This window comes from Marinobacter pelagius (genome assembly GCF_900114925.1).
Classification (GTDB): Bacteria; Pseudomonadota; Gammaproteobacteria; order Pseudomonadales; family Oleiphilaceae; genus Marinobacter; species Marinobacter pelagius.
The window spans coordinates 126,394-142,235 of the sequence record NZ_FOUR01000005.1 but is presented as its reverse complement, the minus strand read 5'-3'; the positions used below and the strand labels follow the sequence as shown (position 1 = coordinate 142,235).

Here is a 15,842-nt window from a genome sequence, read left to right as displayed (position 1 = left end):
CTCACTTTTCGAGATCAATGAGGGCGCCATGTCTGCTTCCGTTTCCCTTCGCGATATCACCGATTTTGCCGAAACCCTGGCCCGCGAAGCCGGGGAACTGATCCGCCGTGAGCGGGAAGACAACACCCTCCGCACCGACTACAAACATCAGACCGAACTGGTCACCCATGCCGATGTCATGGCCGATGAGTTCATCACCGGTGCCATCCGCAAACGCTTCCCGGACCACCGTATCCTGTCCGAGGAAACCATGCCGGACCTGTCCCAGGCGGAAGAGCTGGACACACCCCTATGGATCGTGGACCCGATCGACGGCACCGTGAACTACGCCTACGGCCATCCCCAGGTAGCGGTTTCCATTGCCTATGCCGAAAGGGGCGAAGTCCAGGCCGGCGTGGTCCACGCCCCCTTCCCCGGCGAAACCTTCCGGGCCACCAAGGGCGAAGGCGCCACCCTGAATGGCAAACCGATCAAACACAGCGGCGCCACCGAGCCCCGGCAATCGCTGTTCGCCACCGGCTTCCCCTACACTAAAGACAACCTGGAACCCCTGGTCCGCCGCCTCGACGCCATGATCCACCAGTGCCGTGACCTGCGCCGCATCGGCTCGGCGGCCCTGGATATCTGCTGGGTGGCCTGTGGCCGTCTGGACATCTACTACGAAAACGTCAGCCCCTGGGACTTCGCGGCGGCCCGCCTGATTGCCAAGGAAGCCGGTGCCACCGCCGGACACTTCGGTGACGTACCGGCGGATTATCCGGCCGACCTGTGGGGACGGGACATCCTGATTTCGGCACCTGCGGTCTGGGAGCCGGTTCGTTCCATCCTCCGGTCTGCCTCGGGGTATGACTGACGCTTGGGCGTTTGGTCTTCTGGCTTGGTTTCCCAGCCTGCTGGTATGGGTGTTCGGCCCGGATGGGGCTTCCCTTCACAGAACCGCTACGAGCACGTCCATGTGCGCTTGTTTCAGGCCATCCTTGGCCTTCAACATTCTGTGAAGGGAAGCCCCACCCGAGCCGGCCATGCAGCAGGAGTTATCGCAAGAATAGATGAACGTCTCGCTGCGGTGAGTTAAATGAGGAGCGATATCTCGGAAGTTCTGGAGGTGAAGGCGGGAAGGGCTTTCCCGGAATGTCGGAGGCCATGGATGGCCGGAGTCAAGCGCACATGGACGTGCTTGTAGCGGTTCCGGGAAAGCCCTTCCCGCCTTCGCCCTACCACCGAAACTATCAGGCTACGGGTAACAGATACCCCCGAACTCAGCCCCAAACACCTTGGGAAACCAGCCCCCAGCTCTCCTCGAAGTCGGTCGACGGCAACCGGGAAAACGAAGACCGGACAAACCGCTGAATGCGGCCTTCCACAAACACCATGACAAAATCGGCGCCCCGGGCAGCACTGGTCCGTGGCCGGAGCCCCTGACGGATTTCGCCTTCCTTCAGGGCCTGCCGGATCTGGGTCTCCAGGCGCTCGAAGAACTGGGAGGCGCGTTTGCGCAACGACTCGTTCTCTCCCATCAGGGCGTCACCCGTAAGCACACAGCACAGGCCGGGATTGCGCTCGGCGAACACCAGGACCAGGTGTACCAGTTGCTGCAAACGGGTCCGTACATCTTCCTGCTCCTGCAGGATCACCTGGCAGCGGGAAAATACCGCGTCCTCGGCGAACTCGATGAGGGCTTCGAACATTTTTCGCTTGCTGGGAAAATGACGGTAAAGGGCGGCTTCGGTCACCCCTACCGTGCGGGCGAGCCCGGCGGTTGTGATGCGGGCGCCCGGGTCGGTTTCCAGCAGTTCCACCAGGGCGTGAAGGATCGCCTCGCGGCGACTGGGTTTTGGATCGGTCATGACAGGACTACAGCGCTCTGAGTTTTGGTTTTTATGATCGACGTATTGTTGAACATGGGGTCAGATGAAAGCCTTCATCTGACCCCACTTTCACACGCACCCTCAGAAAAACGTGCCATCAATCGGCGAGGACGCACTGGCATACATTTTCTTGGGCATGCGCCCCGCCAGGTAGGCTTCGCGGCCGGCTTCGATGGCCAGGCGCATGGCGTGGGCCATCTTGATGGGGTCTTTGGCCTGGGCGATGGCGGTGTTCATCAGCACCCCGTCGCAGCCAAGCTCCATGGCGATGGTGGCGTCGGAGGCGGTGCCGACGCCCGCGTCCACCAGTACCGGCACGCTGGCGTTCTCGACGATCAGCTTGATGTTGTAGCGGTTCTGGATGCCCAGACCCGAGCCGATGGGTGCGCCCAGGGGCATGATGGCCACGCAGCCCATATCTTCCAGGCGTTTGGCCAGCAGCGGGTCATCGGAGCAGTAGACCATGACCTTGAAGCCATCCTTGATCAGCTCTTCTGCCGCCACCAGGGTTTCGGTCATGTTCGGATACAGGGTCTTCTCCTCACCGAGTACTTCCAGCTTGACCAGGTCGTGACCATCCAGCAGTTCGCGGGCCAGCTTGCAGGTGCGTACCGCATCTTTGGCGGTATAGCAGCCGGCGGTGTTGGGCAGGATGGTGTAGCTCTCCGGGGAGATCACATCCAGCAGGTTGGGTTCATCCGGATTCTGGCCCAGGTTGGTGCGGCGCACGGCAACGGTAACGATCTCGGCGCCGCTGGCCTCGATGGCGTGGCCGGTTTCCATCATGTCCCGGTATTTGCCGGTGCCCACCAGCAAACGGGACTGGTAGACACGGCCGGCGATTTCCAGGGGCTTGTCTTCGGGGAGCTGAACTTCAGGAGTATCGGTCATAACCTTTCCGGGTAGTCTGGATTTACAATCAGGATGCGGCCGTGGCCGCCTGTAAAGCGTGCAGGGAATCGGGTCAGCCACCACCGATGGCATGAACCACTTCGACGCGGTCGCCGGGGTTCAGGGTGAATTCGGGGTGCCGGCTGCGGGGGACGATGTCCTCATTGACTTCCACTGCCAGTCGCTTGCCGGTCAGGGCCAGGGATTCAATCAGGACCTCGACGGTGGCACCGTCCGGGAGCTCCATCGCATCGCCGTTTACTTCTACCTGCATCTCGCTGTCAAACCTCGCATTGATTCAGCCTTGGCGCCGGAGGCCTGCGGTAACCAGCAGCCCCCAGCCAATCATGAAGCATACACCACCCAACGGGGTGACCGGGCCCAGCCAGTGATAACCGGTGAACACCAGCAGGTACAGGCTGCCGCTGAACAACAGGATGCCTGCCAGGTAAAACCCGGCCGCAATTCCCAGCAATCGGCGGGACAGGCCGAGGCCCGCCAGCACGGCAACCAGCACCAGTGCCAGGGCGTGGTACATCTGGTAGGTGACGGCGGTCTGGAACACTTCCAGAGCCCGCTCACTCACCATCTGGCGCAGGCCGTGGGCGCCAAAGGCGCCGGCCATGACCGCCAGCAGGCCGAACACGGCGCCGGCAACCAGCGGCCAACGCAACACCGGGGCCGTCGTTCGGGATGTCTCAGCAGTCACAGTGGATTTTCTCTCCCGTGTCCAGGTTCATCACTGTCAGCACACCGCCCCAGACACACCCGGTGTCCAGGCCGATAAACCGGTCACTGCCGGTATTACCCTCAAGCGCCGCCCAGTGACCGAAAATGACCCGGACATCGTCCTGCCTGGGGAACCGGAACCAGGGCTCAAAGCCCTCGGGCGCATTACCTGCAGACTCCTTGGTCGCCAGTTCCAGGGTGCCGTCGTCGGCGATGAAACGCATCCGGGTGAAATAATTGGTGATCACCCGCCAGCGGTCCATACCGGTCAGACCGGGATCCCAACGCTCGGGTTCATTGCCGTACATATGGGTAAAGTAATACTCCGCCTGGGCGCTGCGGATCACTGCCTCGACCTCCCGGGCATAGCTGACGGCGTCCTCCACACTCCAGATGTGGGGTATCCCGGCGTGGGCCATGACCAGATTGCGCTTCTGGTCGTGAACGCAGAAATTCTGCCGGCGCAGCCACTGCAGCAACCGGTCACAGTCCGGGGCACACAGGATATCCTGCAGGGTGTCCTTCCGTTTCGGCGCATGGCCGCCCAGGGCCACGGCCAGCAGATGCAGGTCGTGGTTACCAAGGACCACTACCGCGCTGTCGCCCAGGTTCTCGATATAGCGCAGAGTTTCGAGTGAGGACGGCCCCCGGTTGATCAGGTCACCGGCCACCCACAGACGGTCGCGGGAGGGCGAGAAATCCACCTTGTCCAGGACATCCCGCAAACGTTCATAGCAGCCCTGGATGTCGCCGATGGCGTAGTCAGTCATTACTTACCTCATCGCCGGTTCCGGATTTCTGGTCATAGAGAAAGTCGGCAATGTGTACGTAGTCCGCCAGGCTGAGGTTTTCCGGGCGCAGACCGTCATCGATACCCAGGCTCTGCAGTTGTTCCGCGCTGATCATGCCACCGAGGGCCTTGCGCAGGGTCTTGCGCCGGGCGTTGAACGCGGTGCGCACCACCGCCTGCAGGGTCGCCAGGTCCATGGCCGGATGCGGCAGCGTTTCGTGGGGCACCAGGCGAACGATGGCAGAATCCACTTTCGGTGCCGGTTTGAACGCGCCCGGGCCCACCTCGAACAGCGGCTGCACCTTGCAGAAATACTGGGCCATGATGCCCAGCCGGCCGTAGTTGTTGTCGCCGGGCACCGCCGCCAGCCGCTGCACCACTTCCTTCTGCAGCATGAAATGCATGTCCTGGACCACGCCGGCCTGCCCGAGCAGGTGGAAGATCAGCGGCGTGGAGATGTTGTACGGCAGGTTGCCGATGATCCTCAGCGGCCGGTCCTCCACCAGCTGGCTGAAATCGAATTTCAGCGCATCCGCCTCGTGGATACGGAATTCCGGGTAGTTGAAAAACTTGGTGCGCAACACCGGGATCAGGTCCCGATCAAGCTCTACCACCTGCAGGCGCGGATTGATCGCCAGGATCTCCTCGGTCAGGGCCCCCAGACCGGGGCCGATCTCGACGATGGCATCTTCCGGTTTGGGGTTGATGGCGCGAACAATGCGCTCGATCACTCCCGGATCGTGCAGGAAGTTCTGCCCAAAACGTTTTCTGGCCTTATGGCCGCCTTTCTGACTCACGACTTGCTCTCTTGTTTGGCCGCCTTCCGGCACCGTGCCATGTGTTCACCCACGCGGATCGCGGTATGCAGGCTACCGGCATCGGCCTTGCCGGTTCCCGCCAGATCCAGCGCCGTGCCATGGTCGACCGAGGTGCGAACAATGGGCAGGCCCAGGGTAATGTTCACCGCCCGGCCAAAGCCCTGGAACTTGAGCACCGGCAAGCCCTGGTCATGGTACATGGCCAGCACCGCATCGGCGTTGTCGAGCCAGTGCGGTGTAAACAGGGTATCCGCCGGCAGCGGGCCGGTCAGGTTGATGCCCTCGCGCCGCAATTTCTCAAGGGTGGGTTCAATCACCTCGATCTCCTCCCGGCCCAGGTGGCCGCCTTCGCCGGCGTGGGGATTGAGCCCGGCCACCAGGATCCGCGGTTCGGCAATGCCGAAGAAGGTCCTGAGGTCCGCATCCAGGATTCGGGTCACCTGGGTCAGCCGTTCGGGGGTGATGGCATCGGCCACGTCCCGGAGCGGCAGGTGGGTGGTAACCAGGGCCACCCGCAATTCGTCGGTGGCCAGCATCATCACCACCCGCTCGACCCCGCACAACTCCTGCAGGAATTCGGTATGACCACTGAACGCGATACCGGCCTCGTTGATCACCCCCTTGTGGACCGGGGCGGTGACCATGCCATCCACGTCACCGTTCAGGCAGGCGTGGGCGGCAATTTTCAGGGTCTTGAGTACATAGCGGCTGTTGGCAGGGTTGGTCTTGCCGGCAGCCAGGTTCTCACAGCCCTCGACCGGCCACACCGACAGGTGACCCGACTCCATCTGCGGTGGTGCTCCCGGCTGCCAGGGATGGAGTTCCACCTCAAGACCCAGCATCCGGGCCCGCTCCGCCAGCAAGGCCTCGCTGGCAACCACCACAATTCCGGCCTGGCGCGGCTCCAGTGCCAGCTGAAGGCAGAGCTCGGGACCGATGCCGGCAGGTTCGCCGGCAGTCAGTGCCAGGATTACCGGTTCACTCATGATGACGCGCCTGCCTCTGCATTGGCGGGATTTTCGTCCGCGTACTCGCCCTTGAATTCGATAAAGGCCTCGTCCCGGATTTCCCGAAGCCAGTTCTGCAATTCGGTCTCGAACTTGCGGCGGTAGATCGCCTGCCGGGCATCGGATACCCGCGCCTCACCGGTCACGTCCTTCTCCCGGCGCTCCTGCACCTGCAGAATGTGCCAGCCAAACCGGGAACGGAACGGGCCCTTGAGCTCGCCTATATCTGCCTCGATCATAGCCTGTTCAAAGGCCGGTACCATCTGGCCCCGGCTCACCCAGCCCAGGTTGCCGCCGTCGGAGCCGGACACCGGATCATCCGAGAAGCCCCTCGCCAGCTCGGCGAAATCCGCGCCATCCTGCAACTGTTGGTAAAGGTCACGGATCCTGGCTTCTGCTTCGGCGTCGGTGCGGGCCTCGGAGGGTCGGACCAGGATATGGCGGACCCGGTGCTGGCGAACCAGCTGTTTCTGCTCACCGCCGCGCTTGTCCATCACCATGACCATGTGGAAACCGCTGTTGTTTTCCAGCACCGGCGACGGTTCGCCGGTGTCCAGCCCGGGTACCACCGGCGCGACCAGCGAAGGCAGCTGGTTTTCGGTACGCCAACCCATGTCACCGCCATCCAGAGCGTTACTGGCATCCGACTCGGCAACGGCTACTTCCCGGAAGTCCCGGCCGTCCAGAATCTGCTGACGCAGCTGCTGTGCCTTGGCGCGGGCCGCTTCAACCGAGGCTTCACTGGTCGGGTCATCAACCTGGAGGAATATGTAGGCGAGCCGATACTCGGCCGTATTACCGCCCTGGGCCTCCAGAGCCTGCAGGTAGTTCTCCACTTCCCGGTCGGTCACCCGCACCCGGTTACCCACCTGCCGCTGCTGGACGCGGCTGGTGAGCATCTCATTGCGGATCTGCTCCCGGGCCTGGCGGTAACTCACGCCTTCCGCTGCCAGCTGCTGCTCGAACTCGGCCCGGCTCATGTTGTTCTGCCTGGCGATGTTGTCCATGGTCTCGTTCAGCTCGTTGTCGCTGATGCGCATACCCATCTTGTCCGCCATCTGAAGCTGGATGGATTCGGTGATCAGCTGATCGAGCACCCGTTGCTCCAGCACATCCCGGGGCGGCAGACCGGTGCCCTGGGCCTGCAGACGGCTGATGATGGTATTGATCCGGGCTTCCAGCTCGGTCTGCAGGATTACGTCGTCGTCGACAATGGCGACAACCTGATCCAGCAGTTTACGCTCGGCCTGGGCCGACACGGAAAGCGCCAGCATCAGGAACATCAAAAAGGTTGTCACACCCTGGCGAAAGGTCGCCTTCATAATCACCTCGTATTAAAAATGGTGTACACCGTTGGCCTGCGGTCTTGGTCCGGCCAGGGCTCAGGGAGTTCCGAAACGCCGGCGCTCCCTCTCATCAAACCCGTATATCGCCTCGGAAATCCGGGCCGAGGCACCGCCACTGCCGCCCAGCCCCTTGAGCTGGATCTGGAACAGGAGGCGGGTATCCAGTTGCTGGTCGTCGGTCAGATAGTTCTGATGCACCACCTGGACGCTCCAGCAGCAGTTGTTGTACTCAAGCCCGGCAAGCGATCCCACCGTCCGGTCCAGATCGGAATCGTAAACCCACCGGCCGATCAGGCTAACACGGTCTGAGACCGGAACAACCGCCGCAATATCCGACTGTTCCAGTTCGTCCTTGCTGTAGGTATGCCCGAGGCTGGCCAGGTAACGGTAATCTTCCGAGTGGAAGGTCAGCTGGCTGCGACCCTCCTCGGTCTCGCCGGTATCCGGATCCCAGAGACCTGCGGAGCGGATTTCCAGGGTGTCCAGGGGACTGAGCACCAGTTCCCCGGCCAGGGGCGAACGGCTCCGGGTGCTGCCGCCGGCACCAAACAGGGTCACCTCCCGATCCTGGAAGTATTGCACCTGGCCAATACTGACTCTCGCCCTTTCCGCCCCGGTAACCAGGTCATTGAAGCGGCTGGTCAGCGCCACGGTCAACTGGTTGGTGTCCCCCACCCGGTCACCGCCGCTGAAACGGTCCGGCTCGAACAGCTGGTCGAAGCGGAAACTCTTGATCGAGGTATCGAAGTCCGGGATGTCATTCTGGTCCGCGTCGGCATCCGCCCAGGCGTAATACAGCCGAGGCTCCAGGCTCTGATTATACGGCAGGCCGAACAGTTCCGAGCGGCGGTCAAAATACAGGCCGTTATCCCACTCTGCCACCGGTACGGTGCGATCAAAGCTGCCATCACCGAGGCTGTAATCCTCGAGTTCATACCGGGTGTAATCAACGCTTACGGAGGGGCGACTGAAGCCCCACAGCGAACGCAACGGCACCGCCAGCTCCGGCACAGCACGGAAACGTTGCCCGTTGGCCCGATCAAGGCCGGTCAGGTTGTCGTTGTCCCGGTAAAACCAGGTGTACTGGCTCTCCAGTCCGGCTTCCAGCCAGCCGGCCTCGGCCGTTCCGCCATACAGCACTTCCGGCAGCTGGGCGTAGGGTTTGTCTTCATCCGCGATAAATTCGCTGATGGTCTGGTAATCGTTCAGGTAGGTCTCGAAGTACTGGTTGGCACTGCGATAACGCACGCCGCCCCGGCGCCGGAGATGGGTCGCCTGGTTGATTTCCAGGGTGCGGTTGAGATCGGAGAGGTAGTCATTGTCGCTGACCACCGAATAATCACCGTAGCCGGTCCAGCCCTGGCCAAACCTGGCCCGAGTGCTGGCATCCAGTGCCCAGCGCTCGCCGCTCTCGCCGGGATTCTCATCCCGGAAGTCGGAGTCCTTGTTGATGTAGCCCACCTGCAGCACGCTCTCGCCAAACCGGCTCAGGTAGCGGCCTTCCGCTTCGTTGAACAGGCCCCGACCATGGATGTACTGGGGGGTCAGTGTGGCATCGTAGTGGGGCGCCAGGTTCAGGTAGTAGGGCACCGCCAGGAAGGCACCGCTGCCGGCACTGGAGGATCCGAACTGGGGATAGAGAAAACCGGTCTTGCGGCGGTCATCGATGGGGAAGCTGGCCCAGGGCCAGTAGAATACCGGGACATCCAGCACTTCCAGGCGAACATGCCTGGCGGTACCGAAGCCCTCGGCCCGATCCAGCTTGATGTCCGAAGCCACGATCGCCCAGTCATTCTGCCGGGGACCACAGGTGGTCAGCAGACCATCGCGGATCTGCACCTGGTTTTCGGAGATTCGGGACAGGTTGCCGGCACTACCCCGCATTTCCGGGCCGTGCAGCAGGAAGGTCGCGGTGTTGATGTCAAAGCGGCCACTCTCCAGGCTGTAATCGGCGGACTCCCCGGTGAGCAGGAATCCGTTACCACGGCTCACCAGTGGGCCGCTGACCGAAACCGACCCGGCCTGCTGGTCGTAACGGGCCTCCGAACCGGTGACTTCAAAGGCTCCCTGGCGAATACGGACATCACCCTGCAGGTAGAGCTCCCGGTCAATCTCGTAGCGAGCACTCAGGCCACTGGCTTCCAGCGGCTCTCCGGCGTCCGCGCCCGGACCGGTGAAAGCAGAACCCACACTTTCGGTGCCGGAGGGAAGGTAGCCGCCGTCACAGAACACCGGCAACCGGTCCCGGACCTCCCCGGGCAGTTCGGACCGGGGACGCCAATCAATCTCCGCTGCCGAAGGTGTGGTGCTGTCTTCGGACACAGCCGGTGCCGCCAGGACCAGTCCCGACAGGGTGACCAGGGCCGCGCCGGAAATCCGACGGATCCGGCCAGACAACCGGCGGGCCGGTCGCTTCGGACAGCAGATGGCGGATTGCACGGTGGCAGGATTCCTGTTCCGGAAAGTGGATTTCTGGGCCTGAATTCGAGCCGCCTAGTTTACACGGGCCCTTGCAGCTTGTTAACGGAAACTCCGCTGTAAAACCGTTTTACCCCCTTTATACTCCTCTGCTAACTTTCGAATTCAATGCCAACAAATATGTCGGGACAATCAACCAGCCCTATGGACACGCGCCAGCAGTCACTGACCCGCTGGGTCAGGCAGTTTTCCGGTTTCGAGCATGCCGAGGCGGAACCCGTCTCCGGAGATGCCAGCTTCCGCCGTTATTTCCGGGTATGGCGCCGGCAGCAGAACGGCGAGCAAACTCCGTTCATCATCATGGATGCGCCCCCGGAACATGAAGATTGCGTTCCGTTCCTGGCGATTGCCCGGCACTGGCATCGACACGGCGTGGCGGTTCCGGCCATTGAAGCCGAGGACCTGGAACAGGGTTTCCTGCTTCTGGAAGATTTTGGCGACCAGCTGATGCTGGCCGGACTGACCGAAGACAACGCTGAGGCACTCTACCGGGAAGCCCTGGATGAGCTGGTTGCGATCCAGCAACTGCCCTCTCCCCCGGACTACCCGTTGCCGCCCTACGATACCGCGCTGCTGGACCGGGAGATGGCCCTGTTCCCGGACTGGCTGCTCGAGCGCCATCTGGGCATGGAGCTGGACAACGGCGCCCGATGCCTGCTCGACACCACCTTTGCCTTCCTGCGAGAAAGCGCGCTGGCCCAGCCTGAGGTGACGGTACACCGGGATTACCATTCCCGGAACCTGCTGATCCGTCCGGGAACCGGCCGGCCGGGAGTCATTGATTTCCAGGACGCTGTCCGCGGTCCGGTCACCTACGATGCGGTTTCCCTGCTCAAGGACTGTTACGTGTCCTGGCCGGAAGAGCACGTGAGCCGGTGGCTTGAGACCTTCCGGCAGGCCACCCTGGAGAAAGGGCTACACCACGCCGATCCTGACACCTTCCGGCAATGGTTCGAACTGATGGGCATGCAGAGGCACCTGAAGGCCGCCGGTATCTTTGCCCGGCTGGCCATCCGCGACGGCAAGCAGGGCTACCTGGGTGACATCCCCCGCACCGTCAACTACCTGATACGCGCCAGCGCCCGACAGCCGGCCCTGCGACATTTCCATGAGTGGCTGACAGATACGGTGATGCCTCTGATCGAGGAAAAGATCGGCCCGGCCCCGGCACTGGAGGAGACCCCGCTGTGAAAGCGATGATCCTGGCCGCCGGCAAGGGTGAACGCATGCGCCCGCTGACCCTGACCACCCCCAAACCCCTGCTCAGTGCTGGCGGCAAGCCACTGATCGTGCATCACCTGGAGCACCTGGAGCGGGCCGGTTTCCGGGAAGTGGTGATCAACCATGCCTGGCTCGGCGACCAGATCGAATACACCCTGGGTACGGGTGAGCGTTTCGGGCTGTCCCTGGAATATTCACGCGAGGGCGACCCCCTGGAAACCGCCGGCGGCATTGTCCGGGCCCTGCCCTTGCTCACGGCCTCCGGTTCGGACTGGTTCCTGGTCATCAATGGCGATATCTGGACAGACTTCCCTCTCGCCCAGCTGGAGCCCGACCCGGACCGGGATGCGGTTCTTGTCGTCACCGAGAACCGTCCTCACCATCCCGAGGGGGATTTTCATCTGCTGGAATCCGGCGAACTGGCCAGTGACGGCCCCCGAAAACTGACCTTCACCGGCATCAGCCTGCTGCATCGCCGCCTGTTTGCCGGGCTTGACGACAATGCCGGGAAACTGGGGCCGATCCTCCGCCGCGCCATGGCCCGGGGCCGGGTTGCCGGACGCTACCACGGTGGCGGCTGGGTCGATGTGGGAACGCCGGAGCGCCTTCGGGAGCTGGACCGCCGGCTGTCTGCGCAAGAGGCCTGACGCACCATGCCCAAGAGCACCGCCAGCCCGACACTCCCGTCCCACCTTCAGGTCGAGTTCAGCAGCCTGCTCCGGGAGCTGTCCGCCTGCGGACACCAGGCGGCCACCTTTGTTGAACGGGTCCGGCTGCCGGGGTGGTGCCGCCGCCCACTGTTCTATTTTCTCGGTTACATTGCCCGGTCCGATGGCCGGGTGACCGAGGCCGACATCAACTACGCCGAGGGACTGATCCGGGCCCTGAACCTGTCCGGGCGCCAGCGCCAGCGGGCGATCCAGTGGTTCCAGCATGGCAAGAAAGCCGAGGATCTGCCGCCGCTACGAGGGCTGTCCCTGCGCCTTACCCGCCGGCTGTGGCCCGCCCCGGCGCTGACCGTGGCCATCTGCCTGTGCCATGCGGCGCAGATCCAGGGGCCGCCCGGCAAGCCCCGCCGTTACCGCTGCGAAGACGCCATCGACCAGATCGGTTTGCCGGTGGGCGTCAGCGACCACATCCTGGAAAGTTACGCCAGCAAGGTCTGGGTCCGGGCGGCGGATATGCCGTCCCGCCCGGAGACCTATGACCAAGCTTGCCAGTTACTGGGCGTAACCCGCCGGGACTCCCTGGCGCTGATCAAGCGGGCCTATCGTCGCAAGGTTTCGGAATGCCACCCGGACAAACTGTCCCAGAAGGGTCTGTCCCCCCGGGAACTGGCCATCGCCAAGGAGCAGTTGTTGCGCTACCAGCAAGCCTGGGAGCTGATCAGGCAACGGAACCACTCGGTTTGACGTCGTACCCGGCCACAGGGGCACCGATGGCCGGCCCGACTACGCACAGGTGCGGATCTTTTGGCGGCGAAAACACCGGCTCAAACTGATAAACTGGCCAGCTATTGAACGGCACGGCCGGAACCGGAGCTTCCGGATTCCGTAGACCCTGAACTGCTATCGAACACCACTGAGAGAGACATCATGAACCCGTACCTGATTGCCCCATCCATCCTCTCCGCTGATTTTGCCCGCCTGGGCGAGGAAGTCGACAATGTGCTGGCCGCCGGTGCCGATGTGGTGCACTTCGACGTGATGGACAATCACTACGTGCCGAACCTGACCATCGGCCCCATGGTCTGCGAGGCCCTGCGCAAGCATGGCGTCACCGCGCCCATCGATGTTCATCTGATGGTGTCTCCGGTCGATGACCTGATTCGCATGTTCATTGATGCCGGCGCCAGCTATATCACCTTCCACCCGGAGGCATCCAACCACATCGACCGCTCCCTGCAACTGATCCGGGACGGCGGCTGCAAGGCTGGCCTGGTGTTCAACCCGGCCACCCCGCTGAGCTACATGGACTATGTCATGGACAAACTCGACATGGTTCTGCTGATGTCGGTCAACCCGGGCTTTGGCGGCCAGAAGTTTATCCCCGGCACCCTGGACAAGTTGCGGGAAGCCCGCAAGAAAATCGACGCCAGCAATTTCAACATCCGCCTGGAAATCGACGGCGGCGTAAAAACCGATAACATCCGCGAAATCGCCGAAGCCGGTGCCGATACCTTTGTCGCCGGCTCTGCCATCTTCAACACCCCGGACTACAAGGCCACCATTGACGCCATGCGGGCGGAACTGGAGCAGGCACGCAAGGTGATCGGCGGATGAGTCTCAAAGGCCTTTTCAACGCCCGCTGGCCGGGCGTGGCCCTGTTCGACCTGGACGGCACCCTGGTAGACAGTGCACCGGATCTGGCCGCCGCGGTGGACCAGATGCTCGAGCACCTGGGCCGGACCCCGGCGGGGATCGACAAGGTCCGGGACTGGGTCGGTAACGGCGCCGCAGTTCTGGTGCGCCGGGCCCTGGCCGGCAAGACAGACTGGGAACCGGCGCAACCGAAGGACGATGCCCTGTTCAAGGACGCCCTGGCGATCTTTTTCCATCACTACGGCCGGCTCAACGGCCAGTATTCCAGGGTCTACCCGGGGGTGGAAGCCTGCCTGGCGCACCTGAAGAACAGTGGTTGTAGGCTGGCGGTGGTGACCAACAAACCGGAACAGTTCGTGGCGCCCCTGCTCAAACAGCTGGACCTGGACCACTGGTTTGACCTGAGCATCGGTGGCGACACGCTGCCGGTCAAAAAACCGGACCCGGGCCCGCTGCTGCATGCCATGGAGCAACTTGGCGGCACCCGCGGCACGACGGTTATGGTCGGCGACTCCGCGGCCGATGTGAACGCCGCCATTGCTGCCGGCATTCCCTGCGTGGCCGTCCGTTATGGTTACAACTTCGGGGGATCGGTGGAAACCCTGGGGGCCGACGCGATTGTTGATTCACTGGCCGAGCTTTTGTAATCTCACAAGGACGTTTCATTGAACACTTGGTATCGGGAGATTCCTGCCGTGCAGGGACTGAATCTGACTGCAGCGCGAGGCATCCTCACAACCCGCGCAACACGATGGTGGCGATGGCGCACCGGCTGAACAGGCCTGGCGGCTGACGGGCGCGCGCCTGTCGAGACCGTACCACCCGACGGGATGGCATCCGGCCCTTCCGTGCAAATGCAGATCAGAATTCAGGAAACCGACACATGACACCCGAGCAGTTCTCCGAGCTCGCCCACGCCGGCTTTAACCGCATCCCTGTGTATCGCGAGGTCCTGGCGGACCTGGATACGCCACTGAGCACCTATCTGAAGCTCGCCAGTGGCCCCTATTCATACCTGTTCGAATCCGTCCAGGGTGGCGAGAAGTGGGGCCGCTATTCCATCATCGGCCTGCCCAGCCGGGAAATCCTAAAGGTCTATGACCACCGCATTGAAGTCAGCCGCAACGGCAAGGTGGTCGAGCAGGCCGAGGTGGACGACCCGCTGGCGTTCGTCGACGAGTATCAGAAGCGCTTCAACGCTCCGGATCTGCCGGAACTGCCGCGATTCAATGGCGGTCTGGTGGGTTATTTCGGCTACGACACCGTGCGCTACATCGAGAAGCGCCTGCGCCACTCCTGCCCGCCGGACAAGATCGGTACCCCGGACATCCTGCTGATGGTTTCCGACGAGATCGTGGTATTCGACAACCTGCGCGGCAAGCTGCACCTGATCGTCCACGTCGACCCGGCCGTTGAGGGCGCCTATGAGCAGGCCCAGGCCCGCATTGACGAGCTGGAAGCACGGCTGCACCGGCAGACCACCAATGCCCCACGCACCCCGGAACACCTGCGCGGCAAAGCCGTGGACGAAGGTGATTTCATCTCCGGCTTCACCCAGGACCGTTTCGAGGCCGCCGTCGACCGGATCAAGGAGTACGTGCTTGACGGCGACGTGATGCAGACGGTCATCTCCCAGCGCATGTCCATTCCGTTCGAGGCACCGCCGTTGAACCTGTACCGGTCCCTGCGGGTACTCAATCCCTCGCCGTACATGTACTTCCTGGATCTGGACGACTTCCACATTGTCGGTTCGTCCCCGGAAATCCTGGCCCGGGTGGAGGATGAAGAGGTGACCGTGCGGCCCATCGCCGGCACCCGCAAGCGCGGCGCCACCGATGCTGAAGACAAGGCGCTGGAGAACGAACTGCTGGCCGATCCGAAGGAAATTGCCGAGCACCTGATGCTGATCGACCTGGGCCGCAACGACGCGGGCCGGGTCTCGGAAACCGGTACCGTCAAGGTCACCGACAAGATGATCGTGGAGCGCTACTCCCACGTCATGCACATCGTCTCCAACGTGACCGGGCGACTGAAAGACGGCACCAGCTGCCTGGACGTGTTGCGGGCCACCCTGCCCGCCGGCACCCTCAGCGGCGCCCCGAAGATCCGGGCCATGGAAATCATCGACGAACTGGAGCCGGTCAAGCGCGGCGTCTACGGCGGCGCGGTGGGCTATCTCTCGTTCAACGGCAACATGGATACCGCCATCGCCATCCGCACCGCGGTGATCAAGGACAACACCCTGCATATCCAGGCCGGTGCCGGGGTGGTGGCGGATTCGGTTCCCCGCCTCGAGTGGAAAGAAACCATGAACAAGGGCCGCGCGATTTTCCGTGCGGTGGCCATGACCTACAACGATTACGACCACTGAGG

At 62.7% G+C, this 15,842-nt stretch carries 16 protein-coding genes; 7 read left to right on the top strand and 9 right to left on the bottom strand.

The window, feature by feature from the left end:
- Positions 1 to 28: 28 nt before the first annotated feature.
- The gene (locus BM254_RS11595) at positions 29 to 853 is read left to right on the top strand and encodes an inositol monophosphatase family protein (RefSeq protein ID WP_092003522.1); all 825 of its coding nucleotides are present in this window, start codon (positions 29 to 31) and stop codon (positions 851 to 853) included.
- Positions 854 to 1,259: 406 nt separating this feature from the next.
- On the opposite strand, the gene slmA is transcribed toward BM254_RS11595, so the two are convergent.
- From slmA to BM254_RS11550, 9 genes are all read right to left on the bottom strand, one after another.
- Positions 1,260 to 1,847: a nucleoid occlusion factor SlmA gene (gene slmA / locus BM254_RS11590; RefSeq protein WP_092003519.1), complete on the bottom strand. Its 588-nt coding sequence runs from the start codon at positions 1,845 to 1,847 to the stop codon at positions 1,260 to 1,262.
- A 102-nt stretch (positions 1,848 to 1,949) separates the two neighbouring features.
- A complete protein-coding gene (locus BM254_RS11585; protein WP_092003517.1) occupies positions 1,950 to 2,759 on the bottom strand; it encodes a thiazole synthase in 810 nt (269 codons plus the stop codon).
- A 73-nt stretch (positions 2,760 to 2,832) separates the two neighbouring features.
- Entirely contained in the window at positions 2,833 to 3,033 is a 201-nt protein-coding gene (gene thiS / locus BM254_RS11580) for a sulfur carrier protein ThiS (RefSeq protein ID WP_092003514.1), read from the bottom strand.
- A gap of 24 nt (positions 3,034 to 3,057) precedes the next feature.
- Positions 3,058 to 3,384 carry a DUF423 domain-containing protein gene (locus BM254_RS11575; RefSeq protein ID WP_092003945.1) on the bottom strand — a complete coding sequence of 109 codons (327 nt, stop codon included), beginning with the start codon at positions 3,382 to 3,384 and terminating at the stop codon, positions 3,058 to 3,060.
- Between the two features lie 73 nt (positions 3,385 to 3,457).
- A complete protein-coding gene (locus BM254_RS11570; RefSeq protein WP_092003511.1) occupies positions 3,458 to 4,258 on the bottom strand; it encodes a symmetrical bis(5'-nucleosyl)-tetraphosphatase in 801 nt (266 codons plus the stop codon).
- Entirely contained in the window at positions 4,251 to 5,075 is an 825-nt protein-coding gene (rsmA, locus tag BM254_RS11565; protein WP_092003508.1) for a 16S rRNA (adenine(1518)-N(6)/adenine(1519)-N(6))-dimethyltransferase RsmA, read from the bottom strand. The genes BM254_RS11570 and rsmA overlap by 8 nt, the downstream gene beginning before the upstream one ends.
- A complete protein-coding gene (gene pdxA, locus BM254_RS11560; protein ID WP_092003503.1) occupies positions 5,072 to 6,082 on the bottom strand; it encodes a 4-hydroxythreonine-4-phosphate dehydrogenase PdxA in 1,011 nt (336 codons plus the stop codon). The genes rsmA and pdxA overlap by 4 nt, the downstream gene beginning before the upstream one ends.
- Positions 6,079 to 7,425: a peptidylprolyl isomerase gene (locus BM254_RS11555; protein WP_092003500.1), complete on the bottom strand. Its 1,347-nt coding sequence runs from the start codon at positions 7,423 to 7,425 to the stop codon at positions 6,079 to 6,081. Before BM254_RS11555 ends, pdxA begins: the two co-directional genes overlap by 4 nt.
- A gap of 60 nt (positions 7,426 to 7,485) precedes the next feature.
- Complete coding sequence (locus BM254_RS11550) at positions 7,486 to 9,876, bottom strand: LPS-assembly protein LptD (protein WP_425434491.1); 2,391 nt, start codon at positions 9,874 to 9,876, stop codon at positions 7,486 to 7,488.
- Positions 9,877 to 10,071: 195 nt separating this feature from the next.
- Here BM254_RS11550 and BM254_RS11545 point away from each other — a divergent pair, with 195 nt between their 5' ends.
- The 6 genes from BM254_RS11545 to trpE all read left to right on the top strand — a co-directional run bounded on the left by BM254_RS11545 (position 10,072) and on the right by trpE (position 15,840).
- Positions 10,072 to 11,118: an aminoglycoside phosphotransferase family protein gene (locus BM254_RS11545; protein WP_092003497.1), complete on the top strand. Its 1,047-nt coding sequence runs from the start codon at positions 10,072 to 10,074 to the stop codon at positions 11,116 to 11,118.
- On the top strand, positions 11,115 to 11,795 hold the full coding sequence (gene murU / locus BM254_RS11540; protein ID WP_092003494.1) for an N-acetylmuramate alpha-1-phosphate uridylyltransferase MurU: 681 nt from the start codon (positions 11,115 to 11,117) through the stop codon (positions 11,793 to 11,795). The genes BM254_RS11545 and murU overlap by 4 nt, the downstream gene beginning before the upstream one ends.
- Before the next feature lie 6 nt (positions 11,796 to 11,801).
- A complete protein-coding gene (locus BM254_RS11535; protein WP_092003492.1) occupies positions 11,802 to 12,560 on the top strand; it encodes a co-chaperone DjlA in 759 nt (252 codons plus the stop codon).
- Between the two features lie 183 nt (positions 12,561 to 12,743).
- Positions 12,744 to 13,430 carry a ribulose-phosphate 3-epimerase gene (gene rpe / locus BM254_RS11530; protein WP_092003488.1) on the top strand — a complete coding sequence of 229 codons (687 nt, stop codon included), beginning with the start codon at positions 12,744 to 12,746 and terminating at the stop codon, positions 13,428 to 13,430.
- Positions 13,427 to 14,116, top strand: coding sequence for a phosphoglycolate phosphatase (locus BM254_RS11525; RefSeq protein WP_092003485.1), 690 nt, complete (start codon positions 13,427 to 13,429; stop codon positions 14,114 to 14,116). The genes rpe and BM254_RS11525 overlap by 4 nt, the downstream gene beginning before the upstream one ends.
- A 236-nt stretch (positions 14,117 to 14,352) precedes the next feature.
- Positions 14,353 to 15,840: an anthranilate synthase component I gene (trpE, locus tag BM254_RS11520; protein WP_092003482.1), complete on the top strand. Its 1,488-nt coding sequence runs from the start codon at positions 14,353 to 14,355 to the stop codon at positions 15,838 to 15,840.
- The last annotated feature ends 2 nt before the right edge of the window (positions 15,841 to 15,842 follow it).

What these genes read in the sequence shown, in the direction of transcription:
- BM254_RS11595 (WP_092003522.1), top strand. Translation starts at nt 29, where the DNA reads ATGTCTGCTTCCGTTTCCCTTCGCGATATCACCGATTTTGCCGAAACC.
- BM254_RS11575 (WP_092003945.1), bottom strand. Translation starts at nt 3,384, where the DNA reads ATGGCCGGCGCCTTTGGCGCCCACGGCCTGCGCCAGATGGTGAGTGAG.
- BM254_RS11570 (WP_092003511.1), bottom strand. Translation starts at nt 4,258, where the DNA reads ATGACTGACTACGCCATCGGCGACATCCAGGGCTGCTATGAACGTTTG.
- trpE (WP_092003482.1), top strand. Translation starts at nt 14,353, where the DNA reads ATGACACCCGAGCAGTTCTCCGAGCTCGCCCACGCCGGCTTTAACCGC.
- BM254_RS11535 (WP_092003492.1), top strand. Translation starts at nt 11,802, where the DNA reads ATGCCCAAGAGCACCGCCAGCCCGACACTCCCGTCCCACCTTCAGGTC.
- rpe (WP_092003488.1), top strand. Translation starts at nt 12,744, where the DNA reads ATGAACCCGTACCTGATTGCCCCATCCATCCTCTCCGCTGATTTTGCC.
- BM254_RS11545 (WP_092003497.1), top strand. Translation starts at nt 10,072, where the DNA reads ATGGACACGCGCCAGCAGTCACTGACCCGCTGGGTCAGGCAGTTTTCC.
- pdxA (WP_092003503.1), bottom strand. Translation starts at nt 6,082, where the DNA reads ATGAGTGAACCGGTAATCCTGGCACTGACTGCCGGCGAACCTGCCGGC.
- BM254_RS11555 (WP_092003500.1), bottom strand. Translation starts at nt 7,425, where the DNA reads ATGAAGGCGACCTTTCGCCAGGGTGTGACAACCTTTTTGATGTTCCTG.
- BM254_RS11525 (WP_092003485.1), top strand. Translation starts at nt 13,427, where the DNA reads ATGAGTCTCAAAGGCCTTTTCAACGCCCGCTGGCCGGGCGTGGCCCTG.
- BM254_RS11585 (WP_092003517.1), bottom strand. Translation starts at nt 2,759, where the DNA reads ATGACCGATACTCCTGAAGTTCAGCTCCCCGAAGACAAGCCCCTGGAA.
- thiS (WP_092003514.1), bottom strand. Translation starts at nt 3,033, where the DNA reads ATGCAGGTAGAAGTAAACGGCGATGCGATGGAGCTCCCGGACGGTGCC.
- slmA (WP_092003519.1), bottom strand. Translation starts at nt 1,847, where the DNA reads ATGACCGATCCAAAACCCAGTCGCCGCGAGGCGATCCTTCACGCCCTG.